Here is a 26996-nt window from a genome sequence, read left to right as displayed (position 1 = left end):
TAGGTGCTACCATGTTGGCATGAATAATTTGCTATCCATAGGTCAAGCAAGTAAGGTTTTAGGTGTCAGTATCCAAACTTTGAGAAACTGGGAGAAAAGAGGCTTACTAAAACCCGACAATTACACAAAAGGTGGGGAGCGGAGATACAAGCTAGAGAGCCTTAAAAATATCAACAAAAACATTGTTTTTCATAACGATAACCGCAAGACCATCGCCTATGCCCGTGTTTCTAGTGCCGACCAAAAAGAGGATTTAATCCGCCAAGTGCAGGTTTTGGAGCTGTATTGTTCGAAACTGGGCTTTAATTACGAAGTGATACAGGACTTAGGCTCTGGGATGAATTACTACAAAAAGGGATTAACTAAACTTCTTAACCTTATCCTAGAGAGCCAAGTAAAAAGGCTTGTTTTGACCCATAAAGACCGCTTATTGCGTTTTGGAGCGGAGCTAGTGTTTGCCATTTGCGAGGCTAAAGGCGTGGAGGTAATTATCATTAATCAAGGCGATGAAAATGTCCGTTTCGAAGAAGAGTTAGCCAAAGATGTGTTAGAAATCATTACGGTGTTCTCAGCTAGACTTTATGGTGCTCGTTCAAAGAAAAACAAGCAGCTTTTAGAGCAAATGCAAGAAGTGGTAGAAAACAATGTTACAGCTGACCCACAAGATTGAATTACAACCCAACAACAAAGCCCAAACACACTTTAAAAAAGCCTTTGGCTGTGCAAGACTTGCCTATAACTGGGGCTTGGCGAAGTGGAAAGAAAATTACCAAAAGGGCATAAAATCTAACCATTTTGCCCTAAAGAAAGAGTTCAACACCCTTAAAAAGACGCATTACCCCTTTGTCTATGAAGTGTCCAAATACGCTACAGCACAGCCCTTTAACCATTTAAACCTAGCGTTTCAAAAGTTCTTTAAAGATTTAAAATTGGGCAAAGTCAGTTACCCCCGTTTTAAACGCAAAAGAGAATATCAGGGGAGCTTTTACATTGGGGGCGACCAAATAAAAATCATTCAAGGCAGCACAAAAGACTATCTTAAAATCCCCAACTTGCCTAAAATCAAAATGACCGAAAAACTACGCTTTAAAGGTAAAGTTAATGGGGCGACCATCACGCAAAGAGGCAATAAATTCTATGTTTCAATCCAAACAGACACCACAAGAGGAGTTTCACCGCACCCATAAGCCCATAGCAAACAACCACACTCTAGGTATTGACACAGGAATAAAGGCTTTTGCTAGTCTATCTAATGGCTTACAGATTTTCGCCCCCAAGCCCTTAAATAGGCTCGCAAGACGGCTCAAAAGACTTAGCAGACAACTTAGCAAAAACGGCATTCGAAAACCAAGAATGACGGGATTAAGAAGTCCGCTAATTTTCTTAAAGCCAGCTTGCGGCTGAATCGATTGCATACCCGTATAGCCAACACCCGTAATAACTTTTTACACAAACTGAGCACCGCCCTAGTGCGGCACGCTAAAACCCTTTGTTTAGAGAGTTTAAAAGTCAAAAATATGCTTAAAAACTCTAAACTAGCTAAAGCTTTGAGCGATGTCAGCATCTCCGCCTTTAACACGCTCTTAGAGTATAAGGCAAAGTATTATGGGCGGAAAATTTTAAGAGCCGATGCCTTTTACCCGAGCTCTAAAACCTGCTCTAGCTGTGGCAATAAAAGGCGGACTTAACACTAAACGATAGAGTTTATAAGTGCGGTGTTTGCGGTGTTGTGGTCGATAGAGATTTTAACGCAAGTGTCAATCTAGTGAGGCATTTAGTAAGTGGAGTTCCCACTGAATTAACGCCTGCGGACATGACGGCTCTACTGAGCGATTTTGCAAAAAATGGCTTAGTAACCAGCATGGTAGAAACAGGAATACAACAAAAACCGCAATCTTTAAAATTTTTTTCTATTGATAGGATTTTATAGGATTTTATGCGGTTTTATAGGTTTGTAAGAACGGTTTTATAATGCCTTGCTAGAGTTTTTCTTTTCTAGTGTCCATCTACGCTTTCAAGCCATTTTAATCCCAGATAAACAAAGGCTCGCCCACGACTACTATAACCAAAGCAACCCAGATATTTTCTATTATAAAATGTTTTATTATGTATTGAGAAACCTTATAGAACCCCGAACCGCCATCAAAATTTACCTAGACTACAAGGATTCAAAATATGCGGTGCGGATGCGGGAGTTAGAGAGGGTGCTATGTAACCACTACAATAACACCACCCGAGCCCAATGTTTCACCGCCCAATCCCACCAATCCCAACTTATCTAGCTTACTGACCTACTCACAGGGGGCGATCGCCTACAAAGCCCGCGATGACATCCCTCCTTTTAGATTTTAGCATATGTACTTGTGAAGAGAAGATGGTAGAGCCTGCCTACCAACAATTTAAGTAAGACTTTATAGACACACCCCTTTACCTTGCTAATCGCCTTTACATTGACCCCCTACAACCCCCAGGCCGCCCCAACCAAAAGAATAGGTCTTTTGGCATTTTAATCACAAGGCGAAATAAAGAGAATAAAAGGGCATTTGATCTACAAAGAGCCTGCAGAATCGGATGGATTAGGCAAACCATCTTAGACCACGAAACCCCCATGTCAAATTATTTTACTACTTAGCCAAGAAAATAAGGCTGTGCCTATGCTCTATGATTTGATTTTATGGTGATTTTGCAAAGGGCGCACAAAGGGGAGGCAGTATTTCTTGTGACTGGCTTTTACATTGATAAAAACGACAATAAAAAGACCCATGAGGACCGCTACGAAGCTTATAACAACGACCCAAAGCTTAAAAGTTGTGCGTGGTTTTAGTGGGTGCAGACAAAAGCTGCCAGCCATCTCTTTCTACCATCGGTAGTTGAGCAGAACCTACGCCACAATTCGTATTAAAAGACAATGAAACATGTTAGGTAGATGAAATTATTACATAAAATAGCTAAATAAAGTGTTTTGAAAACCACCACTTATATCCGTAGAAACATTCCTAGAGGCTTTTTCTTGCAAAAGACACACGAATACAAAGCATGTCTACATCAAGAAATCAAGAAAGGTTAAAAAATGGGTTAAAGCCCCTTGTATTTGGGCGCGTCTAAGCCCTCTTTAGCGGTGTAATAGATTGTAACTTCGCCTGCGTGTGGACTAATAACCTTGATTTTATCCACGCCCTTTAAGATATAGTCCAAGTCTTGACGGGCAAGCTCACAAAGCCCCACGCCGCTCCCTTCCTTTAATGACTTCTTTGCCCCCACATAAACATATATCATCTTGGTAGTCTATGCAGAGGTAGGATTCTCGTCTTATGTGGCTAACCCCTGCGTGGGGGCATGCAATAACTCCGCCTACTTCAAGCTCGCCTTTTTTCATTCCAGCCCTCTGCCTTTGTGCCGACCTTTAGCTCCACCCTCCTATTCTGCACATCTACCAAGTACACCAAATAAGCCAAATCGCCACCGCATTTATCCAAGAAATGCTACTGCTAAAGATAATCTGCTAAATTTGCTAAATGGGGTTTAAGCGCAATTTTTCCTTGCATGCAAGCCACAATCTTGCCATGCAACCTTGCGTAAATGCCCGCTAGATCTAGTTTGTTCTCATAAAGCGCTAAAACTTGGGGCAGATCCTGTTCTAGCCCTTTGGTGAAAAACTTTTGCAGGGCGTGGTAGTCCTCAATCTCCATGCCTAGAGTGGCTAAGAGTTTGTAGGTGTAAGTGTCCACGACAAATACGGGGCGCAAGCAGGCGTAATTTAAAATGCTATCCGCACTCTCAAAACCCACCCCCTTTTGGGCTAACAGCCACTCACGGTTCACCTCAGCTTTGAAGGTTTCAAAGCTGTTGAAATCCTTGAGGATATTTTGGCTAAGGGCGTTTAAATGTCGTGCCTTTTGGTTGTAAAACCCACTAGGGGCAATGAGGGGGGCAAGCGTGGCGAGGGGGGTGTGGGCTAGATTTTTTAGGCTCTTGTTGGGATCTTGATCTAAAAGTCCTATGCTTTTGAGTTGCTCTAAACTCTTTTTAGCGTTGCTAAATTTGGTGCGCTGTGTGAGGATTGCACCTAGCACAACCTCAACGCTCCCGGCATTTGGCCACCATAGGGGCGGGGCGTTGTCTATGAGTTTTAAGGCTTTTAATGCTTTAAGGATACAAAAGGCAAGACTCATAAAAAGCGCGCCAACACCATGCCGCTAAAAGCTTGGTTTTTGTAAAACTCAATGCGGTAAATCCGTCCCTTAGCGTCTATGGAAAAGCGTTTGTCTAGGTCTTTGTAGCGGATAGTAAAGCCTGCTTCATCGCTCGCCCCATTGTGGGTGTAACCGATGACATTTACCCGATAGCCCTCTTTTACCAAGACTTTAAAGGATTTATGCACCTCTATGATACGAGCGGGTGCGCTCTGCTCTAATTTGCCATCAATTTCTAGCTTGACGCTCTTTAGGCTGTGATCGAAGGGTAGGTATAGGGGGTGTAAGCGGGTCATTAATTTATTGCCGTATTTGAGCCACACTTGCTTTTGACGGGGGAGTAAGCCCAAAATATAGCTTTTAGAGTTTAAGGGGATTTGCTCTATGGGGGTGTTCTTGGGAAGAGGGAAAAAGTTTAAATGGTTGCGCAAGCCATAAAGGGGCAAGATGGTGTTGTTATTGAGCACCACGCTTAGACTTGGGTCATTGATGAGTTTGTAAAGGTTCTCAGGGCTTAAATTAAAATCCTTGCTGTATTTAATGCCTAACTCTTTTAAAAGCCCCTCAATGGCGAGCAAGTGGTAATACACCCGTGAGGGCAAGGGCAATTCTTTGCTCGCCTCGTTGGCAAACGCAGGCTTTTTATGCTTAATGGCAAAATAGGTTAGGGCTTTCTCCATTTCTACATTGCCCCGTGCGGTGTGGGTGTTGCGGATGTAGTAACGGTGCAAGGGCTTTAATAAAGACTTATTGATGTTGGCGATAATGCCCTGCGACACCTGTTTTAAATGCCCAAAGCGCACCGCAGGCAGTTCGTCTTGGTCTATAATAGATGAGTTGCCCCAACGCCTAGGATTTAAAAGAGGGCTTTCATAGCGAGGGCGGTAAAACCCACTGCCATCGTGCAAGTGTAAAATTGCACTCACCTCTTTGGCGGTGATGATTTTCTTAATGGATTGGATTAAGGGGTATTCGGGGTCTTTGCGGCTTAAATAAGCGAATTTGCGGTTTAAATCCCCATACACGCCTCTATGGTTTCTAAGCATGGAGTAGCGGTTTAGCACGGGCACCACCCACACACTCCCGGATAAAATCTTGTAGTGCATTAAGAAAATGTCTGTGGCATTAAACCCCCCGGGCTCATCGCCTTGAATGCCCCCCATTAAAAGCAAGGTGGGAGCGGACTTGGCACTTTCTTTCTTAACGACCTGGATAGAGGCGGCGTTTAAAGATACACATACAAGCAACAATAAAATTAAAATAGATCTCATCAACAATCCTACCTAAAGTGCGCCATTATACCCAAAACTCTCCAAGTGTTAAGGAATAAAAAATGCTTGTGTATTGTATCTTGCAACAAAGGATGGATATGTTAAAACAGGACATTTTACAGGCTCTCCAAAAACACTTGGGGGCGATCGACACGCAGTCTTTGGAGATTTTAGACACCCAACACAAGACACATAAGATTGAGAAGTTTAGCCACGAAATCAAGGGGATTAACGAGGGTATCGGGGCGTTGCAAAGCCTGCAAATCGCCTGCCAAAAAATCCTAAAGTTAGAAACCTTAAATGCTGAGAGCGTGCAAGAGTTGGTGCAAAAGGCGCAATTCATGGGTAAAGCCTTGTTCAACAGCACCCTTAGCATTAATTTGGGCGAAAGTATGCTTAAGCTAAACGCCCCAAGCCCTTTAGACTTGCTATCACAAGGGGCGGATTTAAAAGCGGCGTTGCAAGAGAGTCTAGAGCAAATCAAGCAAGCCCTAAACACAATCCAAGAGAGCGTGAGCCAAAAGCAGGTTTTCAAAAAACCCCCCACACTCAACACCCCAAGCTTCAACAAAGATGTGTTGTTGGATTTAATGAAAAGTTCTTAAAAAAAATGGATGGGTGGGAACGCTTTTTAATGATGTAGTGCGCTCAACCGCACTTTAACCTACACAGCGTGGGCGCGAAGGCGACTCATCAAAGATGGTGTGTTTTTTCTAACAAGACCATTTTAAAATCCTTGGACTTAAGGTCCTTGATTGTTTAAAACAAATTTGATAAAATTTTTCCGTTTACTTTAGTTTCATTTTATTTCGCTTTCATAAAGGATTTTTTGATATAATACGCAGTCAGCAGTCAGCAGTCAGCAGTCAGCAGTCAGCAGTCAGCAGTCAGCAGTCAGCAGTCAGCAGTCAGCAGTCAGCAGTCAGCAGTCAGCAGTCAGCAGTCAGCAGTCAGCAGTCAGCAGTCAGCAGTCAGCAGTCAGCAGTCAGCAGTCAGCAGTCAAAGCTCCGCTTTCTAAAGGTTGCCTTATTAGGCTTTTTTGCGGCTTTTTCTTTAAACCCTTTGAGTGCAGAAAAAAACGGCGCATTTGTGGGGTTGGGCTTTCAGTATTCGCATTTTTTAGGTCAATCTTTAGTGGGTTCAACACTCACAACCTCCTCGCAAACATTCGTCAATGCGCTGTTTTCCTCGAACCCTAATGCACAGACCTTTTTAAGTGGGAATCTTTTTGGTGGAGATTTGCAGATCGGTTATAAATATTTTTTTGGCAAGAAAAAACGCTTTGGAATGCGCTTCTATGGATTTTTTAGTGGGCAGGGCATCGGCAGCTCCCCTTCTCTTCCAAGCTCTCAAGCCAGTGCAAATCTCTTCTATGGTGTGGGGCTTGACATGCTTTTAAACTTTTATGACAACCCTAAGGCAAACCACTTTAAATCTTTTGGCATGCTCTTTGGTGTGATGGCAGGGGGAAGTTCGTGGTTTATGGGCAAGGGTTATGATAACAGCGGAAATTGCTTATGGCAAAACCAAAATAATCTAGGCATAGGCACGCCCACATGCACCACAATGGATCAGTATTTTTCCCAACGATCCCAAAGCACTAACCAAATCTATCAAGGGACTGCTGCCGCAACCATGCCCACTTTCGTGCAATTGATTGTCAATGTTGGTCTTAGGGCTAATTTTAAGAAGCATAGGGGCTTAGAGTTTGGTGTGCGCATCCCCATCATTGCCGATCCTTACTATGTAGGGGCATATGATGCTTATGGTGTGGGCATGGCGCAAATGATCACCTTAAAGCGCAACATCGCTGCCTATATTAACTATGTCCATAATTTTTAGCCTCTACAACACTTTCTACAACCCAAAGTCTAGGGTGTGGAAATTAGGGATGGGGTCAAATTCGGGTTCGTAGCGTTCGGGTTTGTCGATCTCATAACTTGCAAGCAAAACCCACCCTCGCCATGTCGGGGTAGATCCACCTGATGTCCTATTTGCTTTTTGTGCTTTTTTCGTGGTGGATGGTCTTGGGGTAAATCTCCCACTGGTAGTAGGCAATACGGGTCAAAGTGTTTAGGGTATGGGTTCTTGGATCGCCTCAAGCACTTCTAGTACAATGTCTATATCCGCTCGTTTCATTTCACAGCCATAAATTATCTAAAAGTCTTGTGGTGCCGACTCTCACAGCCACGAGAATTAGGCTGTTGTTAGGTTCGATGTGTTCCAGGGGTATAAGTTGCCGATTAACGAGGCTTAAATACTGCACCTCAAGGGGACTTAGGATTTCTTGTCCCAAAGCTAAAAGATTGGTGCCTTGCGTGATGCCCGCCTTGTAGGCTTCGTGGATCGTGTTTAGGGCTTTGGGGATTTTTAGGGCAAGTTGCCTTTGTTCTGGGCTTAAATAGACATTGCGTGAGCTTAAAGCCAAGCCGTCAAAGTCGCGCAAAATGGGGCAAGGCACGATCTCAACGGGCAAGAATAAATCTTGCACCATACGCTGGATAATTAAAAGCTGTTGGGCGTCCTTTTGCCCGAAGTAGGCTTTAGTGGGGCGCACGAGGTTAAAGAGTTTTAAAACCACTTGCAAGACCCCATTAAAATGCCCGGGGCGTAGGTCCGCTTCAAAGCCCAATAAATCCTTTGGGGGGTTTAAGCTAATGGCTTCTTTAAAGGGGTAAAGGCTGTCGGCTTGTGGGGTGAAAACTGCGCCAACCCCAGCCTTAGCGCACAGCTCTAGGTCCTTTTCTAGGGGGTGTGGGTAGGTGCTGAAGTCCTCGTTTGCGCCAAATTGCGTGGGATTGACAAAGATAGACACGATGACAAAATCATTTTCTGCCCTTGCGCGCTCAATGAGGCTTAAATGCCCTGCGTGCAACGCCCCCATTGTGGGGACAAAGCCGATGTTTTGCGCCTTTAGGGCTTGTAAATCTACGGGTGTTTTACAAATTTGCATGTTCTAGGCTTTCTAAGATTTGGGCGGTCGTTTCTTTGGGGTCTTTGGCTTGGTAAATGGGGCGTCCAATCACGATAAAATCCGCCTTGGCTGTTTTAGCGTCTTGCAACGAGCCCACGCGCTTTTGATCCTGCACTTCTTGCAAGTTGGGGCGTATCCCCGGGGTTAGAGTTAAAAATTTTGGGTTTGTCGCCTCTTTAATGACTAAACTCTCAAACACCGAGCACACCACGCCATCAAGCCCGCTCTCATAGCACAACTTGGCTAAGTGCAGGGCGTGTTGCTCTAAGGGGGCGTTATACAAGCTTTGGCATTGCGCTTCATCTAGGCTGGTGAGCAGAGTAACGCCTAAGATTTTGGGGCGCTGTTTCAAGCCCTGCACTTGCTCCATGACCGCCAAAAGGGCTGGCGCGCCACTGCTAGCATGCAAGGTTAAGAGCTCCACGCCCAAATGAGCGCATTCTAAGACAGCACTTGCCATGGTGTTTGGGATGTCGTGTAGTTTTAGATCCAAGAAAATTTTAAAGCCCATGTTTTGGATTTCTTTAATGAAGCTAGGACCCTCGCGCACAAACGCCCTCAAACCCACTTTTACGAGCAACTTAAAACCCTTTAAGCTCTCTAGCAAGTCTAAACATGCCCGCTTGGAATCCAAGTCCAAAGCTAAACAAAGTTGCATACCGCCCTTTCAGCCAAATATTAAGACAAAACGCTATTATAGCACACTCCAAACAAAGGTTAAATTTGCCAAAAAGTGTTTTAATCGTCGGTCCGTGCGTGATTGAGAGCATGGAGGTTTTAGAGGAAATCGCCCACAAACTCCACCCCCTAGCCCTAGACCCTAAAGTGGATTTTTACTTTAAAGCCAGCTTTGATAAAGCCAACCGCACAAGTCTAGAGAGTTACCGCGGTCCCGGGCTACAAAAGGGCTTGGCTATGCTCGATCGCATTAAATCCAAATTTGGCTATAAAATCCTCACCGACATCCACGAAAGCACGCAAGCCGCCCCGGTGGCTGAGGTGGCCGATGTCTTGCAAATCCCCGCTTTTTTGTGCCGGCAAACGGATTTAATCGTGGCGGCGGCTAAGACCAAGAGCGCGCTGAATATCAAAAAGGGGCAATTCATGCACCCAAAAGACATGCAATACAGCGCCTTAAAAGCCCTAAACATGCGGGCTAAAAACAAACATGAAAAAGCCACTTACCAAGCGTGCTTAGAACATGGGATTTATTTATGTGAAAGGGGGGCGAGCTTTGGGTATGGGAATTTAGTTGTGGATATGCGCTCTTTGGTGGTCATGCGCACCTTTGCGCCCGTGATTTTTGACGCGACCCACAGCGTGCAAATGCCCGGGGGGGCAAATGGCAAGAGTGGGGGAGAGAGCGCATTTGTGCCTTATTTGGCTAAGGCGAGTGCGGTTGTAGGCGTGGATGGGTTTTTTATGGAAACCCACACAAACCCCAAAGAGGCTTTGAGCGATGGTCCAAACATGATCGCCGTGTCCGCTCTTTTGCCTTTAGTGCAAGATTTATTGATTTTACAAGAAACCAACGCTTCATTAAAAACAACGCATAAAGGATAGAAATGCACCACACATTAGAGGGGCAACTTGTTTTAAAGGGAAGTGAGAGGGTCGCTATTTTGGTTGCCCGCTTTAACCACCTCATCACAGACCGCCTCGTGGAAGGGGCGCTAGATTGCTTTAAACGGCATGGAGGCGATTTAAAAAAACTCACTTTGGTGAAAGTGCCCGGGGCGTATGAATTGCCCTTTGTGCTGGATAAACTCTTAGGCTCACAAAGATACGATGGGGTCTGTGTCTTAGGGGCGGTGATTCGGGGGGCAACGCCACATTTTGATTATGTGAGTGCGGAGGCGACTAAGGGCATTGCCAACACGACCCTAAAATATGGCTTGCCCGTGAGCTTTGGACTACTCACCACGGATAGTATCGAACAAGCCCTAGAGCGCGCCGGCACAAAGGCGGGCAATAAAGGGGCAGCGGCGATGGACACCCTCATCGAACTTCTTAGTCTTTACAGCGTGTTTTAATGGCAACCCGTAGCCAAGCTAGGGAGGCGGTGGCGGGCTTACTCTATGCCTATGATAGCGGCAATACAGAGATATTTAAAGTCGCCCCCACGCTCTTAGAAGAAAAGAAAATTAGAAACGCCCAACAGCGCTTTGCCCTAGAGCTTTTAGGTGGGGTTTTAGAGCAGATGCACGCCCTAGATGCCGCCTTGCAGCCACTTTTAAAGGATTGGGATTTAAAGCGCATCGGGCGTATGGAGCGTGCGATCTTGCGTTTGGGGGCTTACGAGATTTTACACACCCAAACCAAGCCGGCGGTGGTGATCAATGAGGCGGTTGAGCTTGCCAAAGCCTATGGGGAGGACAACGCCCCCAGATTGGTGAATGCCGTGTTGGATCATTTGGCTAAAAGACAAAGCTAACTTGTTTCATCGCTCACAGCACAAGCATACATGCCAAAGAGCAAAAGTAACCACGACACATAAATGTAGGACATTAAAAACCACAGAATCGACACCGAGCCATACAACTCGTGGTAGGTGCGGTTAAATAAAACATAGTAGACAAAGCCCCATTTCATTAAATTCCAACAAAGGCTGGTAACTAGACTCCAAAATAGGGGAGTTAAAGGGTGTTTAAAAGTCTTGTTTGTGGGGATGATGAAGAGCAGGTAAAAAAAAAGATAAGTGCCTAGCCAGTGCAACAAAGAGAGCAACCAGCCCCTAGTGAGATTTTGCACTTGTAAATCGTAGAATAAAATTAAGGGTAGGACAAGGATAAAGACAATGCCTGTCCCAAAGCCCCAAAAGACAAAAATACGCCTGCCTTTAAAGTTGAAGTAATCCCTAGGTTCGGCGTTGAAAATCTTAGAGGCGATGTAGCGGTAGTTCTCGCAGAATAAAAAGAAAGCAATCGCAATGGAGGCAATTTCTATAAAGCCCAAAGTGCGGTTATTTTGTGTGAAGGATTTTAAAAACGAGCGGGTCATTTTCATAAAGTCGGGGCTGTCGGGTAAAAAGAGCCTTTCGACTGAAAAAGTTTCGGCAAAGGGGCTCACAAAGACTAGAGCGATAAATAATAAAATGGGCGAGAGGGATAAAATCGTGTAAAAGCTAAGAGAGGAGGCGTAGTAAAAGACGATGGGCATTTCTTCAAAATGGCGTTTCAGGCGTGCGCTTAAAAGGTGGTTGCACGCATAGACACAACCTAAAATCCCCCCCCACATGTGTATCAAAAACTCTAAAAACCTCTTACCCATCGCAACTTGTGGCGATGGCAAACCCGTAGTTGGCAAGCATTTCTAAGTCTTTTTTAGGCGCGTCCCCCTTAGCGGTTAGATAGTCGCCAAGCACAATCGCATCCACCCCGCAATCAAAGATTTCTCTTTGATTTGCGCCAAAGACCACTTCCCTACCCCCAGCGACCATAAGCTTGGTTTTGGGTAAAAACTCTTTGGCTAGAGCCAAGCACTCTAGGGCTTCTTCTGCCCCCATGATTTTTTCTTTAATGGGTAAAGAGGGGCTTGGGATAAAAAAGTTAATGGGCGTGGTGGCAGGCGTGAGTGATTGCAAAGTGCGTAGCAGCTCAATGCGATCGTTAAAACTCTCGCCCAGCCCAAAAATCCCGCCTGAGCACAAGAGCAAGCCCGCTCTTAGGGCATTCTCGCAGGTTTCAAAGCGCTCTTCCCATGTGTGGGTGGTGCAAATGTTAGGAAAGAAGTTTTGCGCGGTTTCTAAATTGTGGTTGTAGCTATCCACGCCATGCTTTTTGAGGTGCTTTAGGCTCTGTATGTCTGCGCGCCCACAGCAGGCGATGAGGTGCAAATGGGGCACTTCCTTTTTAATGCTTTGGGCAAGATTAGCGATGTATGCGCATTTTTGATCATCAAGCCCACGCCCAGAGGTTACCAAACAAAAGCCCAGAGCCCCCAAAGAGTGCAAATACTTCGCCTCTTCTAGGACCTCTTCGGGCTTTTTGTATTTGTAGCGGCGGATTTTGCCTTGGTGGTGTGCGCTTTGCGTGCAGTAGGCGCAATCTTCAGGGCAGTCCCCACTGCTGACATTTGATATAGAACATAAAAAAATTTCTCGCATAGATGACCTTTATAGTGGCGAGAGAGCCAAAGAATCGAACTTTGCAGCGCCTAGAACACCTAAACGCTCTGTGGGTTTGAAGCCCAAGGCACACACCAGTGTCGCATGCTCCCCACCGACCCCCAAGGGGGACCCCACTAGGGGCTTTGCTGAAAAAAAGGGAGTAAGCTTAGAAGCTGACGATATAACGCCAGTAGAAGACAAAGTTACGCTGCAAATTAGCCCTGTAAGGCGTGCCAGGCTTAACGGAAGAGCGGTAATTTAGAGCGTAGTAGTTTGTGGGGATTGTGGGGATTTTAATCCCGACCTCAAAGCCATTGTGTTTCGTGCCAAAGCGGATCCCACCATTGACAAAAAAGTTAAAGCTCGACTCCCTGATATGCCCACCGTATTCTCCCGCCAAGTGGTAATAATCCAAGTTTTTGGGTCCCCAAGAAGTTCCACCGATCGCCACGCCCGCAAAAAAGCCAAAGTGGAAGTTCTCTTTATTGAACCTTTTGGGGTTGAAAAGCATATCCGTGCCGACCCCATAGGCAAAAATATTGGTTTGGTGGTAATTATTTTGTTCCCAACCACTAGGACCGATCTTGTTAAAGTAGTGGTATTCCGAATCCGCATAGTCAAAAAAGCCGTAGTAGCGCAAGCCAAATTCGGGCAACTTTTTAAAGAAGTGCTTGTAACCAAGCACAATGCCAAACCCATTGGTTACATGGGAGAGGCTATTTAAAGTCCCCCTAAAATTTGTGCTACCCATGTTGCCCCATTTGCCGGTGGTAAGCCCATCCCCCGAAGAACATTGCGCACTAGTTGCACAAGCCTGTTCAGTGGAGGTCATCATGCCTAGCTGGTAGTCCGCCCCCACAAAAAAGGCGTTTCTTTCGCCGCGTTGGGTTGTGCCTACACGCACCTTAGCAGGGACTGACTTTTGCGCCTCTTGCTTAGGGGCAGGTGTTAGGGGCTTTTGCACTTGCACCGCCTGGCTAGGTGCAGGCGTTGGGTTTTGCGTTGTAGGGGTGGGTGCTGGAGGTTTTTGCGTCTGCACCGCTTGATCGGGCGTAGGCGTTGGGGCACTCTGCACCGGTTTGGGCTCATCTGCTGCGCTCAGTAAAGCCGCCGCTAAGGGGATAGCTATAATCGTCCTTCTCATTTAAAGTTCCTTATAATTTAATAGACCTATGGACCACTATTCTAGCATAATGGCGTTAATAAAAAATATAAAAACACAAAAAAACCATTAGAAAAACATAATGTTACAAAAACAATTTTTATAGCAATGGCGTAAAACCATTGCCATATTTTCTAAAGATGGGCTTTAATTTGCTCAACTAAAGCGTCAAAGGCGGCGGCATCGTTCATCGCCATGTCGGCTAAGATTTTGCGATCCAGCTCAATGTGCGCCCTTTTTAAAGCGTGCATGAAACGCGCATAACTCGTGTTGCGCATGCGGCAAGCGGCGTTGATACGCACGATCCAAAGGCTTCTAAATGCGCGTTTTTTCTGTTTGCGATCCCTAAAGGCGTAGCATAAACTGCGCTCTAATTGCTCTTTGGCTTTTCTAAAATGCTTTCTACGCCCGCTGTAAAATCCACGGGCGAGCTTTAAAACTTTCTTGTGGCGGCGGCGGCGCACCACACCGGTTTTGACTCTCATATTTTTCCTTTACCTTTGAGGTGTTGATTCAACTTGCCCTTTTTGGCTTTTGCCTGAAGGGGGAAACTTAAGGCTTACTGACATAAAAGCCCAGCCACAGAGCGCAAGTTTGTAGAGTGCACATAGTGGGGGGCGTTTAAATTCGCTTTTCTCTGGGGGCTTTTTTTGGTTAAAATATGGCTTTTAAACGCACTGCCCCGCTTGATGAGATTTTTTTTCACCTTGAAGCGTTTAGCCGCTCCACGGTTGGTTTTCATCTTTGGCATGTTTCTCCTTTCTTAAAATTTACTTCTTTTGGGGGACAAAAAGCCACATAACAAAACGCCCTTCCATCTTGGGCTCTTTATCAGCGTTGGCGATGTCGCTCATCATTTCGCCCACTTTTTGCAACACGGCTAGCCCGGCTTTGGGGTCGTTGTTCTCGCGCCCCCTTAACACCACCTTAAACTTAACATGCTTGCCCGCCTCAATGAACTCTCTGGCGTGCTTGACTTTGTAGTTGATGTCGTTTTGGGCGATCTGGGTGGAGAGTTTGATCTCTTTGATCTCGATTTGCTTCTGTTTTTTCTTGGCTTCTTTTTGCTTTTTCTCGCTTTGGTAGCAAAACTTGCCATAATCCATGACTTTACACACGGGGGGTTTGGCACTGGCTGAAATCAGCACCAAGTCCAAACCTTGGCTGTGGGCGATTTTTAACGCCTCGACTGAAGAAATGATTCCAAATTGTTCGCCTCCATCGCCCACACAGCGCACCTCCTTAAAGTGGATCGCATCGTTTAACAGCACATCCTTACTCAAAAACTGACCTCTTGCATTTTAGCCTCCATTTGTTGTTTAAATTCTACCTTGCTTAAGCTGTATTGTTGCCCTAGGGCGCGATCGCGCACCGCTACGCTCTCTTGCGCCACCTCTTGTTGCCCTAGCACCGCAATAAAGGGGATTTTCTGCTTTTCAAGGGTGCGGATACGCTTATTCAGGGTTTCGTTTTTATCTGCTAATTGCACAAAAAGCCCCAGCTCCACCAACTCGGCTTTTAGGGCTTTGGCGTACTCTAGCTGATCGGGCGATACAGGCACTAAAGCGATTTGCACAGGGGCGATAAAAAAGGGGTAATTGCCCCCGTAGTGTTCGGTTAAAATCGCAATGAAGCGTTCAAACGAGCCTAAGATCGCTCTGTGGATCATCACGGGTCTTTCCTCTTGGTCTTGCTCATTGGCGTAGCTCAGGTTAAACCTCTCGGGCAAATTCATATCCACTTGCACCGTGCCACATTGCCATTTGCGCTTGATCGCATCGGTGATTTTAATGTCGATCTTTGGTCCATAAAACGCCCCTCCGCCCTCATCGATGCCAAAGGGGATGTGTTGTTCCTCTAGGGCTTCTTTTAGGGCTTTGGTGGCTTGCTCCCAAATGTGCGCCTCGCCGATGTGTTTTGTAGGCTTGGTGGAAAGCTCCATTTCATAGCTAAAGCCAAAGACTCCCATGACTTTTTTAGTGAACTCCAAAATCGCCAACACTTCGGCTTTAATTTGGTTAAAACGGCAAAAGATATGCGCATCATCTTGGGTAAATTCCCTTACCCTTAAAAGCCCGTGCAAGACTCCGCTTTTTTCATGCCGGTGCACCACGCCATACTCGTAAAAGCGCAGGGGCAAATCTTTATAAGAATGCAGGGCGTGCTCGTAGACTTTAATGTGTCCTACGCAGTTCATGGGCTTAATGCCGTATTCGACCTCATCAATGGTCGTAAAATACATGTTCTCTTTGTAGTTTTGGTAATGTCCGCTTGTTTGCCACAAAGAGCTCTTTAAAATCTCGGGTCCACGTACGGGTTCGTAGCCATACTTTAAAAGGGCTTTGCTTAGTAAATTTTCAATCCGCTGGCGCAAACGCATGCCACTAGGTAGCCAAATAGGCAGCCCCGCCCCTAAATCCTCGTTAAAGCAAAACAGCCCTAATTCTTGCCCTAATTTGCGGTGATCCCTCTTTTTGGCTTCCTCTAGCTGAAACAAATACTCTTTTAATGCCTCTTTTGTGGCAAAGGCAATCCCATAAATCCTCTGCAACATTTCCGCGTTTTCATCGCCCCCTAGATACGCCCCGGCTAATTTGGTGAGTTTAAAATGCTGAAGTAATCCCGTGTGGGGTAAGTGTGGACCTCGACACAAGTCCTCAAACTCCCCTTGAGAATACACGCTAAAAGAATCCCCCTCAATCCTTGACATCACAGCGTGCTTTAAGGGGTCATTTTTAAACTTCTCCAACGCCTTTTTACGGGTCATGGTGCTCTTGGTGATGGGGTGTTTATTTTTGGCAATGGTGCGCATGCGCTCTTCAATGCGCCCTAAATCCTCTTCGCTGATTTTAGTAGAAGTCTTAAAATCGTAGTAAAAGCCCTCAGCCACCACAGGACCCACAAAAAACTGCGCATCGGGGTAAAGTTGCTTAATGGCTTGCGCCAGCAAGTGGGCGCATGAGTGGCGGATGATCTCTAGGGCTGGATCGTTGTCGCCAAAATAAACCGCCTCACCCTCGTGGACTGCCAAAGTCTGTAAATCATAAATCTCCCCCTCTTTCTTAACGCCTATCTGTTCTGCCAAACCAATCCTTAACTAGCACCCACTCGAGCCAAACCCGCATTGCACTTGGCGATCCACTTTCTCGGCTTGTGGACCATCCATAGGCTGCAAGCACCCACATAAACACAACGCAAAAACAAGGCTAAAGTAAGCGCGCATATCTGCCTAAAATTTTACAAAAAAACTGCCCCAATTCTGCCACATGAAAGTTAAACCTTTGTTTAAAGCCAGTGTCCATTCTAAGTTGATTTTAGCCATTGTAAGTTGATTTTAGTCATTGTTTTGTTAGAATCTAGGCTAAATTTTTGTTGAAGGGGTGTTATGGACGAGCAAAAACAAAAGGCGATTGAATCTGCCATTAGGCAGATCGATAAAGCCTTTGGCAAGGGGGCTTTAATGCGTTTGGGCGATCGCGAGGTCGAGCACATTGAGGGCATTTCTACGGGGTCTTTGGGGCTGGATGTGGCTTTAGGCATTGGGGGCGTGCCTAGGGGGCGGATTGTCGAAATCTATGGACCTGAGTCGAGCGGGAAAACGACCTTGACCTTGCATGTCGTGGCGCAAGCGCAAAAAAACGGGGGGGCATGTGCTTTTATTGATGCTGAGCATGCGCTAGATGTCAAATACGCTAAAAGTCTTGGAGTGGATACAGATAACCTACTCATCTCTCAGCCCGACACGGGCGAGGAAGCCCTAGAAATTTTAGAAACCTTAGCGCGCACGGGGGCAGTGGATGTGATTGTGGTCGACTCAGTGGCGGCACTCACGCCCAGAGCCGAGATCGAGGGGGATATGGGCGATCAGCATGTGGGCTTGCAAGCCCGCTTGATGAGCCAAGCTCTGCGTAAAATCACGGGCATTTTGCACAAGATGAACACCACTTTGATTTTCATCAACCAAATCCGCATGAAAATCGGGACAATGGGCTATGGCAGCCCGGAAACCACCACGGGGGGTAATGCCTTAAAATTCTATGCGAGTGTGCGCATCGACATCCGCCGTATCGCCACGCTCAAACAAAACGAGCAACCCATCGGTAATCGGGTGCGCGTCAAGGTGGTGAAAAACAAGGTCGCCCCACCCTTCAAAGAAGCCGAGTTTGATGTGATGTATGGCAGTGGGATCAGCTTTGAGGGGGAGCTCATCGACTACGGCGTGAAGTTGGACTTTGTGGAAAAATCCGGGGCGTGGTTTAGCTACCAAGATCGAAAACTAGGGCAGGGCAGAGAGGCGGCCAAACTCACGCTCAAAAACGAGCCCGAGCTCGCCCACGAGATCGCCGAAAAGATCCGAGGTAAGTTCTTTGAACGCCCCGCTTTGGCAGAACCTAGTGCACCAGAAAGTCCCGAGCCTAGCCATACAGAACTAGACTAAGGACTTTAGTGTGGCAAGTGTGGCAGTGGCTCTACGCTTATCGGGGGCTTTTTATTGTTTTTGGGCTTGTTGTAGCTCTAGGAGTGTATGTGGGCTGTTTGTTCTTCGGGGATAATTCGCTGGAAGTGCTTATGGGTCTCAAGCGCAAGCAAGTTACCTTGTATGAAAAGGTGCAGAATTTGCAATACGAAAACGCCAAATTGCAAAAAAAACTCTTTGAGCTTAAGGAATTAGAACCCCCGAAAAATAGGCGGTTTTAATGTCTAAGTGGTGGGTGTCTTTATTACTCATGGCTTTGGTTGCTAGAGAAAACCCTTTTGAGCCATCTAAAAATGTGGGGCAGACGGCACTGGGCGATGAAGTCCCCGACTACTTCCGCTATGTCAATGTCAATTTGCCTAGCACCGCTCGGATTTTAACCAAAGTTACTTTGACCTACAAGACTTTGGACGCTTCCACACACACTGAAAGCGTGGATGTGAATCAGCGCATCGATTGGCACTACCCCATTAAGGTGACCCAACAAGCCGCGATCTTAGGCAAGCAAGGCAAGATATTTCGGGTGGGCGCGTTTGATTTTTGGATACACGAGAACAAGCTCTATCTACACACGGCGCATAAAATCCAACGCTCTTTTGTGCTGATTAACCCTTACCGCATTGTGTTAGACACCGACCGCGATGAACAGGATTTTAGACAAAAAGTGCAGGTGGATGAAGAATATGTTAACAACATTGCCATAGAAACCCACGACAATTTTTACCGCTTTTCTATCGTGCTAGATGGGCAATACCAATACAAGATCGAGCAGAAAAACGACTACTTAGTGATCGATCTGCACTAATTTTACAAGGATTACACCAATGTCTGTTGCGACTAAATTTATTTTTATTACGGGTGGGGTGCTAAGTTCTCTTGGCAAGGGTGTGGCTTCCAGCTCTTTAGCGCATTTATTGAAACTTTGCCATTTTAAAGTGGATATGTTGAAGATCGACCCCTACATCAACATCGACCCGGGCACGCTTAGCCCCTTTGAGCATGGCGAGGTTTTTGTTACTGCCGATGGGAGCGAAACAGACCTTGACATCGGGCACTACGAACGCTTTTTAAACAAAGACTTCTCCAAAGAAAACAACTTCACCACGGGGCAGATTTATTTAAGTGTGATTGAAAAAGAGCGCGAGGGCAAATATTTAGGCAAAACGATTCAGGTGATCCCGCACATTGTGGAGGAAATTAAAGAGCGGATTTTAAAACTTGGGCAAGGCAAGGACTTTTTGATCGTAGAAGTGGGCGGCACGGTGGGCGACATTGAGGGCATGGTCTACTTAGAAGCCATTAGGGAGCTTAAAAGCGCGCTAGGCTCTAAACAAGTCGCCAATATCCACGTAACTTTAGTCCCCTTCATTGCCACCAGTCAAGAGCTCAAAACCAAGCCCACGCAACACTCTATCATTGAGTTGCGCCGTTTGGGCGTGAGCGCAAACATCATTTTAGCCCGTTGTAGCCAAGATTTGGGGACAGATTTAAAAGCCAAAATCGCTAGTAGTTGCGATGTGCCTGTGTCTAATGTGATCCAAGCCAAAGATGCGCCCACCATCTACGCCTGCCCCACCAACTACCTACAAGAGGGGCTTTTAGAGGCGTTGTTTAAATATTTTGGCATCCAAGCCACGCTAGACAAACGGCAACTAGAGCTGTGGGCGGAGCTCGTGCATAATATTTTAAACCCCCAACGAACTTTAAAAATTGCCTTTGTGGGTAAGTATGTGCATTTGAGCGAATCTTACAAAAGCTTTTTAGAGAGCATGGTTTGTGTGGGGGCGCATTTAAAAGTCAAGGTAGAACCTGTCTTTGTCAATAGCGAGGGATTGGAGCTTAAAACGGGAGAGAGCCGCGCACAGCTCAAAGAGCGCGTGGCAAACGCTTTGCAAGGTGTGGATGGCATTTTAGTCCCCGGAGGCTTTGGTTCTAGGGGGGTTGAGGGGATGATCAATGCCATTACCTATGCCAGAGAACATAAAAAACCTTTCTTTGGGGTGTGCTTGGGGGCGCAGTTGATGGTTGTGGAGTTTGCCCGCCATGTGTTGGGCTTAAAGGGGGCACATTCCAGCGAATTTGATCAAGATGCCCCCCATAAAGTCATTGACCTACTAGAAAGCCAAGCGCACACCACGCACAAGGGCTCAAGCATGCGCCTAGGCACACATAAAATCACACTCAAAGAGGGCTCGCCCATTGCCAAAGCCTACAACGCCCTAGAGGTGTTCGAGCGCCACCGCCACCGCTACACCATTAACCCCGCCTATTTAGAGGACTACGCCAAACACGGCTTAGAGGTCGTGGGGCAAAGCTTTGATCACAGCCAAAATTTAACGGAGGCGATGGCATTAAAAGGTGCTCGCTTCTTTTTGGGCGTGCAATACCACCCCGAGTTTACTTCAAGGCTCATCGCCCCCAACCCACTCTTTAAAGCGTTCGTGCAAGCCTGCATGTAATGCCCTTTGTCGCTGAAGTTTTCACGCCCAAAGCCCCCATTAAGGCGGCAAAGTTTGTCGCCGAAGTTTTAGCCTGCAATCCCAAACAAGCCCAAAGCTACATAGACCGGGGGCGTTTAACCACCCTAAGCGGTCAAAGGCTTAAAAAAGCGCAAATCTTAAACGAACCCGTGCGCTTGCTCTTTTTTAAGCCCACTGCTTGCCCCGAATTTGCCCCCATTTTCACCACCCCCTATTTTGCCCTTTACCACAAGCCCAAAAACCTTTACAGCCACCCTAAAAACTACACCACGCATAGCCTGTATGAAAGCATTTACGCCAACAACCCCCACGCCCGCCTGATCCACCGCCTAGATTATGAAACTAGCGGATTGATTTTAGCCAGCCAAGCCAAGGCGCACGAAAAGCCTTTGAGGGAGCTGTTTAGCTCTAGGCGCGTCCAAAAGACCTACTACGCTAGCGTTGTGGGGGATTTGCATAAGTATGCCAAAGGGGCATTTAGTGTGCTCTTGCCTATTTTAGAGCCCTCGAGCATACGGGGGGATTTAGGCGTGCGCTCTAAAATCGATCCACAAGGCAAATTCAGCGCCACCACCATAGAAATCCAAAGCTACGACTCCAAGACCGACCAAACCCACTTAAAAGTTACCCCCCTAACCGGGCGCACCCACCAAATCCGCTTGCATCTAAGCGCACTTGGTTACCCCCTTGTGGGCGAACCACTTTACATTGATGATAGCCACGCAAGGGCGTATTTAGACGCGAAAAAGGCGGACTTTTTGGGCGCATTTGGGCGTTATAAAACTGAGTTAGCCCTAGAAGCGGTGGGTTTAAATTTTAGCCTGTATGGCTTGCACTACCACTTGCGCCTAAACTAGGCGTTTTGGGCTGCCTTTTCTAACCCGCTTAAATGCCAAATTGCAAACGAAATCCCCCACACCGGCACAAACAAACCCACCAAGTAAAAGCCTAAATCCCCAAAGTCCAAATGCTGGAGGTAGCCTAAAAACCAGCTAAGCTCCCAATGCAACTTTTTGCTTAGCACTTGAAACAGCTCAATCAAGCCAATGAGTAGAGCCACTAGCACGCCCAAACTTGTGATGGTGCGGTTTAAGAGTCTGCGCTCTTGCAAAAGCTTTTCTAGGGCTTCTTGATCGTGATGGGTGTTGTGGCGGGTGTGTTTAAAGACTTTAAACAGGTCGATTAAAATCACGCCATTTAGCACCCCCACCACGAGTAAGAAAAAGCCCGAAACCAAAGTCCCCACCACCCCGCCAATCTGTGCGAGCATGGGGGTGTGCTCTTTTGCCCAGTGCAGGGCTAAAGCTGTAATAATTGTCATCACAATCACCACGCTAGAGTGCCCCATTGAGAAGTAAAAGCCCACACCCATAGGGTTTTGCTTTTGTTGCGAGAGTTTGCGGATGGTGTTGTCGATACAGGTGATGTGGTCGGCATCAAAGGCGTGCTTTGTGCCTAAGTAAGCCGTGATGGCCACGCCGTAACACGGGGTTGTGTGCCAAAACCAGCAACACCAGCCCCAAAATGTGTAAAAATAAAACCGCTAATACATAGGGTAGCCATAAACGCATTTTAAACCTTATTCTTCTAAAATTTTAGTGGTATTGCCATTGTAGCTTAGCCATGTATATTTCAGCTAAATTTTAGAAAAGCTAGGATAAGGTATACCCTTTTAGGTTGAAAGACTTAAGGGCTTATAGCTCAGGTGGTTAGAGCGCACCCCTGATAAGGGTGAGGTCAGAGGTTCAAGTCCTCTTAAGCCCACCATCTTTAAAACTCTGTTTGGGGGATTAGCTCAGCTGGGAGAGCGCCTGCTTTGCACGCAGGAGGCCAGCGGTTCGAGCCCGCTATCCTCCACCATTTCCGCTTAATTAAAACTCAATCGAATAGAAAATGCCTAATAGGTTTTAACTTCAAGGCTTCATAGGTCTTAGGCGTGGCGATACGCCCTTTAGCGGTGCGCTCCAAGTAGCCATTAGCCAGCAAAAAGGGCTCAATGACCTCTTCAAGCGTGCTTTCATCCTCGTGCATGCTCGCCGCTAGGGTGTTTAGCCCCAAAGCTCGCCCTTTTGCCCCCACAAGCAAATTTAAATAGCGCAAATCTAGGTTATCTAGCCCATGCATATCCACGCCCAAAGCCTCTAGGGCATGCTGTGTGGTCTTTAAATTGATTTGCGCTTCGTTGAAGCTATCCGCAAAGTCGCGCACCCGTTTTAAAAGGCGTAGGGCAATTCGAGGCGTACCCCGACAGCGTTTAGCGATCTCTAAACTTGCGGGCGGTTCAATGGGTTTTTTGAGTTTTAAACTCGCCTGCGTGATGATGGCTTGCAACTCTTCTATGCTGTAAAACTCCATACGAAAATGCATGCCAAAGCGATCCCTTAGGGGGTTGCTTAACATGCCCGCCCTTGTGGTCGCCCCGATGAGCGTAAAGGGGGCTAAATCGATCTTGATCGTCTGTGCCGCTGCCTTAGAGCCGATGATGATGTCTAGCCTAAAATCTTCCATCGCCGGATAAAGCACCTCTTCAATCGCCGGACTTAGGCGGTGGATTTCATCGATGAATAAAATTTCTTGGGGCTTAAGGTTGGTGAGCAGGGCGGCTAAATCCCCCGTTTTTTCAATCATGGGGGCGGTGGTGACCTTAATCGGGATGTTGAGTTCCTTAGCGATGATGTGGCTTAAAGTGGTTTTACCCAGACCGGGGGGTCCAAAAAATAAGATGTGATCCAGTGTGTCGCCCCGTTTTTTTGTGGCGTTGATGGACACTTGCAAGAGCTTTTTTAAGGGTTCTTGCCCGATGTATTCTTGCCATAAATGCGGTCTTAAGCTCGTGTTCTCTTGCTCTTCAAACTCCAGCTTTTCTAAATTGACAACCCGATCCATTTTAGTAGCTCTCTTCAGGGCTGGGGAAGTTGCCCGTTTGGATGTCGCCCACATAGCGTTTTAGGGCTTCTTGGATTAAGTTTGCCCCCTCTAGGTAGGTGCGCACAAACTTAGGTTTAAAGGCGCTAAAGAGTCCTAGCATGTCGCTAAAGACTAAAATCTGCCCATCGCAGCCCGCCCCGCTGCCGATGCCAATGGTGGGGATGTCTAATTTCGCGCTAATTTCTTGGGCTACGCTAGAAACCACGCCCTCTAAGACAACTAAGCTAGCCCCTGCCTCTTGCACTGCCAAAGCGTCCTCTAAAACTTGCTGTGCGCTCTCTTGGTTTTTACCCACAATCTTATACCCCCCCACACCCCGTACACTTTGGGGCAAGAGCCCCACATGCCCCACCACCGCCACGCCCTCACGCACTAAAGCCTTGATGATGGGGGCTTTTTGCACCCCGCCCTCTAGTTTGATCGCATCGGCCAGGCTTTCTTGGTAAAAACGCAAGGCGTTTTTAACGGCTTGTTGTTCGGTGGTGTAGCTACCATAGGGCATGTCTGCCACCACAAACGCCCGTTTCGCCCCTTGACACACCGCCTTAGTGTGATAAAGCATTAAATCCATGTTTGCGCTCAGGGTGTCTGGCTTGCCATTAAAGCTCATATTCAAGCTATCACCCACTAAGATTAAATCAACAATGGGGTCAAAAATGGAAGCAAAGAGGGTATCGTAAGCGGTGATCGCGCTGATTTTGGTAGCTTGGTTGCCCTCTTTGGGGTGCTTTTTGGCATAGAGGGTGTTTAGGGTGATTTTTTTCATAGACAGCCTAGTTTTTAGGACATTTTACCTTTAAAATGCTATGATAGGGCTAAAAATGCATGCACGCACTTTAAGCTGTTTGGAGTGATGATTGAGAATAAATAGTGGGGCTTTTGCCCCCTTTTTGCTTTTGCCGCTTTTTTTATGGGGGGCGGATCAAATTGATTACGAACACTTAGACCCCAAGTATTATAAATACATTAAGTTCTACGAAGCTTACAGCGATAAACAAGTGAAACAACTCATCACCGATATCCAAGATGCCGAGAAAAAAACAGGTTTGATGATCGGGCTTAGCACGGGTTTTTTTTACAACAACCAAATTAGGGAGCGCACAGGCAGTGCCACTATCACGGGCAATAACCTCAACTACCTATGGGCGATTGGGGTGCGCTTTGGTTACCAAACCTTCCGCCCTTCCTTATTTGCTAAGACTTTTCGCCCTAATGTCGTTGGCAGGCGTATTTATATCGAATACATTGGGGGCGTGCCCAAGCAATCACATTTTGGACGCATCGCCTACCAAAGCACCATGTTGAATGCGGATTTGATGATCGACCCTGTATTGCCCTATGTGGGGCGGTATCTGTCTGTGGGTTTCATCATCGGTGTGGGCGTGGGTGTGGTCGCGCAGGGGATCAGCACCAACTCGTTTTTTGGGATGATGGCAAACACGGGGGTGGCTTTTACGGTGTTTGGGCATAACCGCGTGGAGTTAGAGTTTAAATTGCTCGCCAATAGGGACATTTCGTGGTGGGGGGGGATTGTGCATGTCGGTTACCAATATGTTTTTTAAGCCCCTCATTTTATGCGCTTGTGTGTTGTGTGTGCTTAGTGCAAGGTCAGCCGTGCAAGAAAAACAATTCACGATCTACATGCTCAAAGGGCAGCTTTACGAAGCCAAACAAGCCAAGTTAGATCAAGAAATGGCTAGGAAAAAGAGCGGTGTGTTCTTGGGTTTTGTGCTCGCAGAGACGAGTCTAAAGGTCAATGGGATCACCAATAAGGGCTTTCCCTTGCTCTATGGCGTGCGCGTGGGTTATCAAAAGTATTTGGGGCGTAGTGAAGTGGCGGGGCTACGCTTTTATGGAGAGTATTTAGGCGGGGTGGCGGGGAGTGTGTTGCAAGCGGGCCAAACCAGCACTTACCAAGTCGCAACCATGGATTTGGACTTAGTGATGGACAAACCCATAGACAAGCATAAAAGATACGCCGTGGGGGTTTTTGGCGGGTTGGGGGTGGGTTGGAATGGCTATAAGGACTACCCCAACGCTAAGAACAACCCTAATGGCTTTGGCTTACTTATCAATTTAGGGGTGGCACTCACTCTAAACACCCGCCACAGAATCGAACTTGCGCTGAAAATCCCACCACTCAAATACAGCCACGCCTTCGCGTATTCCTTTGCGGGCGGAAACATCTACTACATCAGCTATAACTTTCTACTCTAAGGGATTTGATGAGAACTTTTTTGGCAATGGGTCTTGTGTGGACTTGGGCGCAAGCACATTTCTTGCCCACCCCAGTGCTTGCCTTTGACATGCTCGAAGAATCCCCGAATATAGACATGCCTAAGTACAACTTACAGCCCTATTTATTCCCCGAGGGCGAGTTGCAAGAAACTAAGCAAGCCACGCAACCAGAACAACCTTCAAAAGCCAAGCAAATCCCCAAACCCCCAGTGAGCGCAGAAAAGACCATGTCTTCCAAACAGCCCCAAGAAACCCAAGAAAATGTTTTGCATGTTGTGCCTCTCCCTACGCTAGGCAATGCCAAAACAGAAGACCCTACCCACTTGCATGAGCTCGATGAAAAAATCAAAGTTCTAAAAAACAAGATAAAAGGCATGGGTGGCACGCCTCAAACTAAGTTTGGATACGCTAAAAAGGGTACACGCGCTAAGAAGGTGGCTAACCATAAAATTGCCAAAGAAAAAAGCGGGTTTTTCTTAGGCGGAGGCTATGGTTTTGGCACAATCAATGAATCTTACAACAGCCAACAAGCCAAAAGCGTGGCGCTAGGAATCCCCGAACAACAAGAGATTTTTAGCGTTTTGCCCAAATTGAGCGGGGCGGCGAATATGGCTAATGTGGAGTTGGGCTATCAGCAATATTTTAACCCCTATTTTGGCGCCCGCATTTATGGGGATTTGCTTTTTATTCCCGGGTTTGCTAACTACACCACCCTTAATGACAACACGACTTCTAGGGGTTTTGGAGGGTTTTTTTATGGCTTAGGCTCTTTAAACATGGACTTACTCTTTGATGCACCCCTAGAAAAGCAAAAAAAACACTTCATTGGAGCGTACGCAGGCTTTGGGGTGGGGCTTATGGTGTTAAAAGATAGGTGCTACAATGCCTTTAGACAAGTGTTGCAAGAGGGTTACAATAGCCCAAACACGCTGTGGAAAACCCTTATACAAGTGGATTACACCATCAATTTAGGCGTGGCTTTTACCTACAACCGCCACTTGCGTTTTGAAGTGGGAACAAAAATCCCGCTCACCTACTTGCGCTTAGGCTTTGAAACCCCAGCCACTTACATCAATAAGAACAACAGCCAACAGCTCATCAGCGAGGATACAGGTTTTAAGCGTAGCAGCTTGCTTGTGATGAATGTATTATATGCTTTCTAAGG

At 46.7% G+C, this 26996-nt stretch carries 29 protein-coding genes, 3 tRNA genes and 2 pseudogenes; 17 read left to right on the top strand and 17 right to left on the bottom strand.

From position 1 onward, the window contains the following. Positions 1-19 precede the first annotated feature (19 nt). Positions 20-670 (top strand): IS607 family transposase, encoded by a 651-nt coding sequence (locus K6J74_RS02400; RefSeq protein WP_221272302.1) that lies wholly within the window; start codon positions 20-22, stop codon positions 668-670. Further along, positions 645-1930 (top strand): annotated as a pseudogene (locus tag K6J74_RS08875) (RNA-guided endonuclease InsQ/TnpB family protein). Before K6J74_RS02400 ends, K6J74_RS08875 begins: the two are co-directional and overlap by 26 nt. A gap of 1145 nt (positions 1931-3075) precedes the next feature. Here the strand turns inward: K6J74_RS08875 and K6J74_RS02380 are convergent. The 3 genes from K6J74_RS02380 to K6J74_RS02370 all read right to left on the bottom strand — a co-directional run bounded on the left by K6J74_RS02380 (position 3076) and on the right by K6J74_RS02370 (position 5464). Continuing rightward, entirely contained in the window at positions 3076-3225 is a 150-nt protein-coding gene (locus K6J74_RS02380) for a hypothetical protein (protein ID WP_221272300.1), read from the bottom strand. Between the two features lie 263 nt (positions 3226-3488). After that, a complete protein-coding gene (locus K6J74_RS02375) occupies positions 3489-4172 on the bottom strand; it encodes a 3-methyladenine DNA glycosylase (protein ID WP_221272299.1) in 684 nt (227 codons plus the stop codon). Beyond that, the gene (locus tag K6J74_RS02370; RefSeq protein ID WP_221272298.1) at positions 4169-5464 is read right to left on the bottom strand and encodes a M99 family carboxypeptidase catalytic domain-containing protein; all 1296 of its coding nucleotides are present in this window, start codon (positions 5462-5464) and stop codon (positions 4169-4171) included. The genes K6J74_RS02375 and K6J74_RS02370 overlap by 4 nt, the downstream gene beginning before the upstream one ends. Before the next feature lie 98 nt (positions 5465-5562). On the opposite strand from K6J74_RS02370, the gene K6J74_RS02365 reads away from it, so the two are divergent. Beyond that, complete coding sequence (locus tag K6J74_RS02365) at positions 5563-6069, top strand: flagellar FLiS export co-chaperone (RefSeq protein ID WP_221272297.1); 507 nt, start codon at positions 5563-5565, stop codon at positions 6067-6069. A 484-nt stretch (positions 6070-6553) separates the two neighbouring features. Continuing rightward, the gene (locus tag K6J74_RS02360; protein WP_260321659.1) at positions 6554-7306 is read left to right on the top strand and encodes an outer membrane protein; all 753 of its coding nucleotides are present in this window, start codon (positions 6554-6556) and stop codon (positions 7304-7306) included. A gap of 298 nt (positions 7307-7604) precedes the next feature. Here K6J74_RS02360 and panC read toward each other — a convergent pair whose 3' ends face one another. After that, positions 7605-8417: a pantoate--beta-alanine ligase gene (panC, locus tag K6J74_RS02355; RefSeq protein ID WP_221272295.1), complete on the bottom strand. Its 813-nt coding sequence runs from the start codon at positions 8415-8417 to the stop codon at positions 7605-7607. Further along, entirely contained in the window at positions 8404-9096 is a 693-nt protein-coding gene (gene pyrF, locus K6J74_RS02350; RefSeq protein WP_221272294.1) for an orotidine-5'-phosphate decarboxylase, read from the bottom strand. The genes panC and pyrF overlap by 14 nt, the downstream gene beginning before the upstream one ends. A 110-nt stretch (positions 9097-9206) precedes the next feature. On the opposite strand from pyrF, the gene kdsA reads away from it, so the two are divergent. Genes kdsA through nusB form a run of 3 tightly spaced genes read left to right on the top strand, consistent with a single transcriptional unit; the run spans position 9207 to position 10872 of the window. Further along, a complete protein-coding gene (gene kdsA, locus K6J74_RS02345; protein ID WP_260321707.1) occupies positions 9207-10001 on the top strand; it encodes a 3-deoxy-8-phosphooctulonate synthase in 795 nt (264 codons plus the stop codon). 2 nt (positions 10002-10003) lie between these two features. Beyond that, on the top strand, positions 10004-10471 hold the full coding sequence (ribH, locus tag K6J74_RS02340) for a 6,7-dimethyl-8-ribityllumazine synthase (protein WP_221272292.1): 468 nt from the start codon (positions 10004-10006) through the stop codon (positions 10469-10471). Continuing rightward, the gene (nusB, locus tag K6J74_RS02335) at positions 10471-10872 is read left to right on the top strand and encodes a transcription antitermination factor NusB (protein ID WP_221272291.1); all 402 of its coding nucleotides are present in this window, start codon (positions 10471-10473) and stop codon (positions 10870-10872) included. The genes ribH and nusB overlap by 1 nt, the downstream gene beginning before the upstream one ends. Here the strand turns inward: nusB and K6J74_RS02330 are convergent. From K6J74_RS02330 to K6J74_RS08405, 9 genes are all read right to left on the bottom strand, one after another. After that, positions 10869-11684, bottom strand: coding sequence for a YihY family inner membrane protein (locus tag K6J74_RS02330; RefSeq protein ID WP_430886788.1), 816 nt, complete (start codon positions 11682-11684; stop codon positions 10869-10871). The genes nusB and K6J74_RS02330 overlap by 4 nt on opposite strands. 16 nt (positions 11685-11700) lie before the next feature. Then, positions 11701-12543: a biotin synthase gene (locus tag K6J74_RS02325; RefSeq protein ID WP_221272289.1), complete on the bottom strand. Its 843-nt coding sequence runs from the start codon at positions 12541-12543 to the stop codon at positions 11701-11703. A gap of 15 nt (positions 12544-12558) precedes the next feature. Next, positions 12559-12657, bottom strand: a tRNA-Sec gene (locus tag K6J74_RS02320). A gap of 55 nt (positions 12658-12712) precedes the next feature. Continuing rightward, complete coding sequence (locus tag K6J74_RS02315) at positions 12713-13690, bottom strand: outer membrane protein (RefSeq protein WP_221272288.1); 978 nt, start codon at positions 13688-13690, stop codon at positions 12713-12715. A gap of 152 nt (positions 13691-13842) precedes the next feature. Beyond that, a complete protein-coding gene (rplT, locus tag K6J74_RS02310; protein WP_221272287.1) occupies positions 13843-14193 on the bottom strand; it encodes a 50S ribosomal protein L20 in 351 nt (116 codons plus the stop codon). A 74-nt stretch (positions 14194-14267) separates the two neighbouring features. Then, positions 14268-14459, bottom strand: coding sequence for a 50S ribosomal protein L35 (gene rpmI / locus K6J74_RS02305; protein WP_221272286.1), 192 nt, complete (start codon positions 14457-14459; stop codon positions 14268-14270). A gap of 19 nt (positions 14460-14478) precedes the next feature. Next, positions 14479-14991, bottom strand: coding sequence for a translation initiation factor IF-3 (gene infC, locus K6J74_RS02300; RefSeq protein WP_221272285.1), 513 nt, complete (start codon positions 14989-14991; stop codon positions 14479-14481). Beyond that, positions 14988-16793, bottom strand: coding sequence for a threonine--tRNA ligase (thrS, locus tag K6J74_RS02295; RefSeq protein ID WP_221272284.1), 1806 nt, complete (start codon positions 16791-16793; stop codon positions 14988-14990). The genes infC and thrS overlap by 4 nt, the downstream gene beginning before the upstream one ends. A gap of 12 nt (positions 16794-16805) precedes the next feature. Further along, entirely contained in the window at positions 16806-16931 is a 126-nt protein-coding gene (locus tag K6J74_RS08405) for a hypothetical protein (protein ID WP_260321658.1), read from the bottom strand. A gap of 162 nt (positions 16932-17093) precedes the next feature. Here K6J74_RS08405 and recA point away from each other — a divergent pair, with 162 nt between their 5' ends. Genes recA through K6J74_RS02270 form a run of 5 tightly spaced genes read left to right on the top strand, consistent with a single transcriptional unit; the run spans position 17094 to position 21522 of the window. Continuing rightward, on the top strand, positions 17094-18146 hold the full coding sequence (gene recA, locus K6J74_RS02290) for a recombinase RecA (RefSeq protein WP_221272283.1): 1053 nt from the start codon (positions 17094-17096) through the stop codon (positions 18144-18146). Positions 18147-18154: 8 nt separating this feature from the next. Then, the gene (locus K6J74_RS02285) at positions 18155-18406 is read left to right on the top strand and encodes a hypothetical protein (RefSeq protein ID WP_221272282.1); all 252 of its coding nucleotides are present in this window, start codon (positions 18155-18157) and stop codon (positions 18404-18406) included. Next, positions 18406-18990 carry an AMIN domain-containing protein gene (locus K6J74_RS02280; protein WP_221272281.1) on the top strand — a complete coding sequence of 195 codons (585 nt, stop codon included), beginning with the start codon at positions 18406-18408 and terminating at the stop codon, positions 18988-18990. Before K6J74_RS02285 ends, K6J74_RS02280 begins: the two co-directional genes overlap by 1 nt. A gap of 19 nt (positions 18991-19009) precedes the next feature. Then, positions 19010-20644: a CTP synthase gene (pyrG, locus tag K6J74_RS02275; protein WP_221272280.1), complete on the top strand. Its 1635-nt coding sequence runs from the start codon at positions 19010-19012 to the stop codon at positions 20642-20644. Continuing rightward, a complete protein-coding gene (locus K6J74_RS02270) occupies positions 20644-21522 on the top strand; it encodes a pseudouridine synthase family protein (protein ID WP_221272279.1) in 879 nt (292 codons plus the stop codon). Before pyrG ends, K6J74_RS02270 begins: the two co-directional genes overlap by 1 nt. Here K6J74_RS02270 and K6J74_RS02265 read toward each other — a convergent pair. After that, positions 21519-22236, bottom strand: a pseudogene (locus K6J74_RS02265) (HoxN/HupN/NixA family nickel/cobalt transporter). The gene K6J74_RS02270 and the pseudogene K6J74_RS02265 sit on opposite strands and share 4 nt — an antisense overlap. A gap of 119 nt (positions 22237-22355) precedes the next feature. Here K6J74_RS02265 and K6J74_RS02260 point away from each other — a divergent pair. Further along, positions 22356-22432, top strand: a tRNA-Ile gene (locus K6J74_RS02260). Positions 22433-22449: 17 nt separating this feature from the next. Continuing rightward, positions 22450-22525: transfer RNA gene (locus K6J74_RS02255), tRNA-Ala, on the top strand. 18 nt (positions 22526-22543) lie between these two features. Here the strand turns inward: K6J74_RS02255 and ruvB are convergent. After that, on the bottom strand, positions 22544-23551 hold the full coding sequence (ruvB, locus tag K6J74_RS02250) for a Holliday junction branch migration DNA helicase RuvB (RefSeq protein ID WP_221272278.1): 1008 nt from the start codon (positions 23549-23551) through the stop codon (positions 22544-22546). Between the two features lies 1 nt (position 23552). Further along, positions 23553-24359, bottom strand: a complete 807-nt coding sequence (panB, locus tag K6J74_RS02245) for a 3-methyl-2-oxobutanoate hydroxymethyltransferase (RefSeq protein WP_221272277.1) — start codon at positions 24357-24359, stop codon at positions 23553-23555. Between the two features lie 97 nt (positions 24360-24456). On the opposite strand from panB, the gene K6J74_RS02240 reads away from it, so the two are divergent. The 3 genes from K6J74_RS02240 to K6J74_RS02230 are packed head-to-tail and all read left to right on the top strand — an operon-like array spanning position 24457 to position 26994. Beyond that, entirely contained in the window at positions 24457-25155 is a 699-nt protein-coding gene (locus K6J74_RS02240; RefSeq protein WP_430886787.1) for a hypothetical protein, read from the top strand. Continuing rightward, complete coding sequence (locus K6J74_RS02235) at positions 25130-25810, top strand: outer membrane protein (protein ID WP_260321657.1); 681 nt, start codon at positions 25130-25132, stop codon at positions 25808-25810. The genes K6J74_RS02240 and K6J74_RS02235 overlap by 26 nt, the downstream gene beginning before the upstream one ends. 8 nt (positions 25811-25818) lie before the next feature. Next, positions 25819-26994 carry an outer membrane beta-barrel protein gene (locus K6J74_RS02230; protein WP_260321656.1) on the top strand — a complete coding sequence of 392 codons (1176 nt, stop codon included), beginning with the start codon at positions 25819-25821 and terminating at the stop codon, positions 26992-26994. Positions 26995-26996: the final 2 nt, after the last annotated feature.

Origin of the sequence: Helicobacter sp. NHP19-012 (genome assembly GCF_019703325.1) — a bacterium.
Lineage (GTDB): Bacteria > Campylobacterota > Campylobacteria > Campylobacterales > Helicobacteraceae > Helicobacter > Helicobacter gastrofelis.
The sequence above is the reverse complement of the archived record's forward strand: the minus strand, read 5'-3'. Positions and strand labels throughout refer to the sequence as shown.

Excerpts from the sequence above, each read along its gene's own strand:
- K6J74_RS02400 (WP_221272302.1), top strand. The coding sequence starts at position 20 with ATGAATAATTTGCTATCCATAGGTCAAGCAAGTAAGGTTTTAGGTGTC.
- K6J74_RS02375 (WP_221272299.1), bottom strand. The coding sequence starts at position 4,172 with ATGAGTCTTGCCTTTTGTATCCTTAAAGCATTAAAAGCCTTAAAACTC.
- K6J74_RS02370 (WP_221272298.1), bottom strand. The coding sequence starts at position 5,464 with ATGAGATCTATTTTAATTTTATTGTTGCTTGTATGTGTATCTTTAAAC.
- K6J74_RS02365 (WP_221272297.1), top strand. The coding sequence starts at position 5,563 with ATGTTAAAACAGGACATTTTACAGGCTCTCCAAAAACACTTGGGGGCG.
- panC (WP_221272295.1), bottom strand. The coding sequence starts at position 8,417 with ATGCAAATTTGTAAAACACCCGTAGATTTACAAGCCCTAAAGGCGCAA.
- pyrF (WP_221272294.1), bottom strand. The coding sequence starts at position 9,096 with ATGCAACTTTGTTTAGCTTTGGACTTGGATTCCAAGCGGGCATGTTTA.
- kdsA (WP_260321707.1), top strand. The coding sequence starts at position 9,207 with ATGGAGGTTTTAGAGGAAATCGCCCACAAACTCCACCCCCTAGCCCTA.
- ribH (WP_221272292.1), top strand. The coding sequence starts at position 10,004 with ATGCACCACACATTAGAGGGGCAACTTGTTTTAAAGGGAAGTGAGAGG.
- nusB (WP_221272291.1), top strand. The coding sequence starts at position 10,471 with ATGGCAACCCGTAGCCAAGCTAGGGAGGCGGTGGCGGGCTTACTCTAT.
- K6J74_RS02325 (WP_221272289.1), bottom strand. The coding sequence starts at position 12,543 with ATGCGAGAAATTTTTTTATGTTCTATATCAAATGTCAGCAGTGGGGAC.
- K6J74_RS02315 (WP_221272288.1), bottom strand. The coding sequence starts at position 13,690 with ATGAGAAGGACGATTATAGCTATCCCCTTAGCGGCGGCTTTACTGAGC.
- rplT (WP_221272287.1), bottom strand. The coding sequence starts at position 14,193 with ATGAGAGTCAAAACCGGTGTGGTGCGCCGCCGCCGCCACAAGAAAGTT.
- rpmI (WP_221272286.1), bottom strand. The coding sequence starts at position 14,459 with ATGCCAAAGATGAAAACCAACCGTGGAGCGGCTAAACGCTTCAAGGTG.
- K6J74_RS08405 (WP_260321658.1), bottom strand. The coding sequence starts at position 16,931 with ATGCGCGCTTACTTTAGCCTTGTTTTTGCGTTGTGTTTATGTGGGTGC.
- recA (WP_221272283.1), top strand. The coding sequence starts at position 17,094 with ATGGACGAGCAAAAACAAAAGGCGATTGAATCTGCCATTAGGCAGATC.
- K6J74_RS02280 (WP_221272281.1), top strand. The coding sequence starts at position 18,406 with ATGTCTAAGTGGTGGGTGTCTTTATTACTCATGGCTTTGGTTGCTAGA.
- pyrG (WP_221272280.1), top strand. The coding sequence starts at position 19,010 with ATGTCTGTTGCGACTAAATTTATTTTTATTACGGGTGGGGTGCTAAGT.
- K6J74_RS02270 (WP_221272279.1), top strand. The coding sequence starts at position 20,644 with ATGCCCTTTGTCGCTGAAGTTTTCACGCCCAAAGCCCCCATTAAGGCG.
- ruvB (WP_221272278.1), bottom strand. The coding sequence starts at position 23,551 with ATGGATCGGGTTGTCAATTTAGAAAAGCTGGAGTTTGAAGAGCAAGAG.
- panB (WP_221272277.1), bottom strand. The coding sequence starts at position 24,359 with ATGAAAAAAATCACCCTAAACACCCTCTATGCCAAAAAGCACCCCAAA.
- K6J74_RS02235 (WP_260321657.1), top strand. The coding sequence starts at position 25,130 with ATGTCGGTTACCAATATGTTTTTTAAGCCCCTCATTTTATGCGCTTGT.
- K6J74_RS02230 (WP_260321656.1), top strand. The coding sequence starts at position 25,819 with ATGAGAACTTTTTTGGCAATGGGTCTTGTGTGGACTTGGGCGCAAGCA.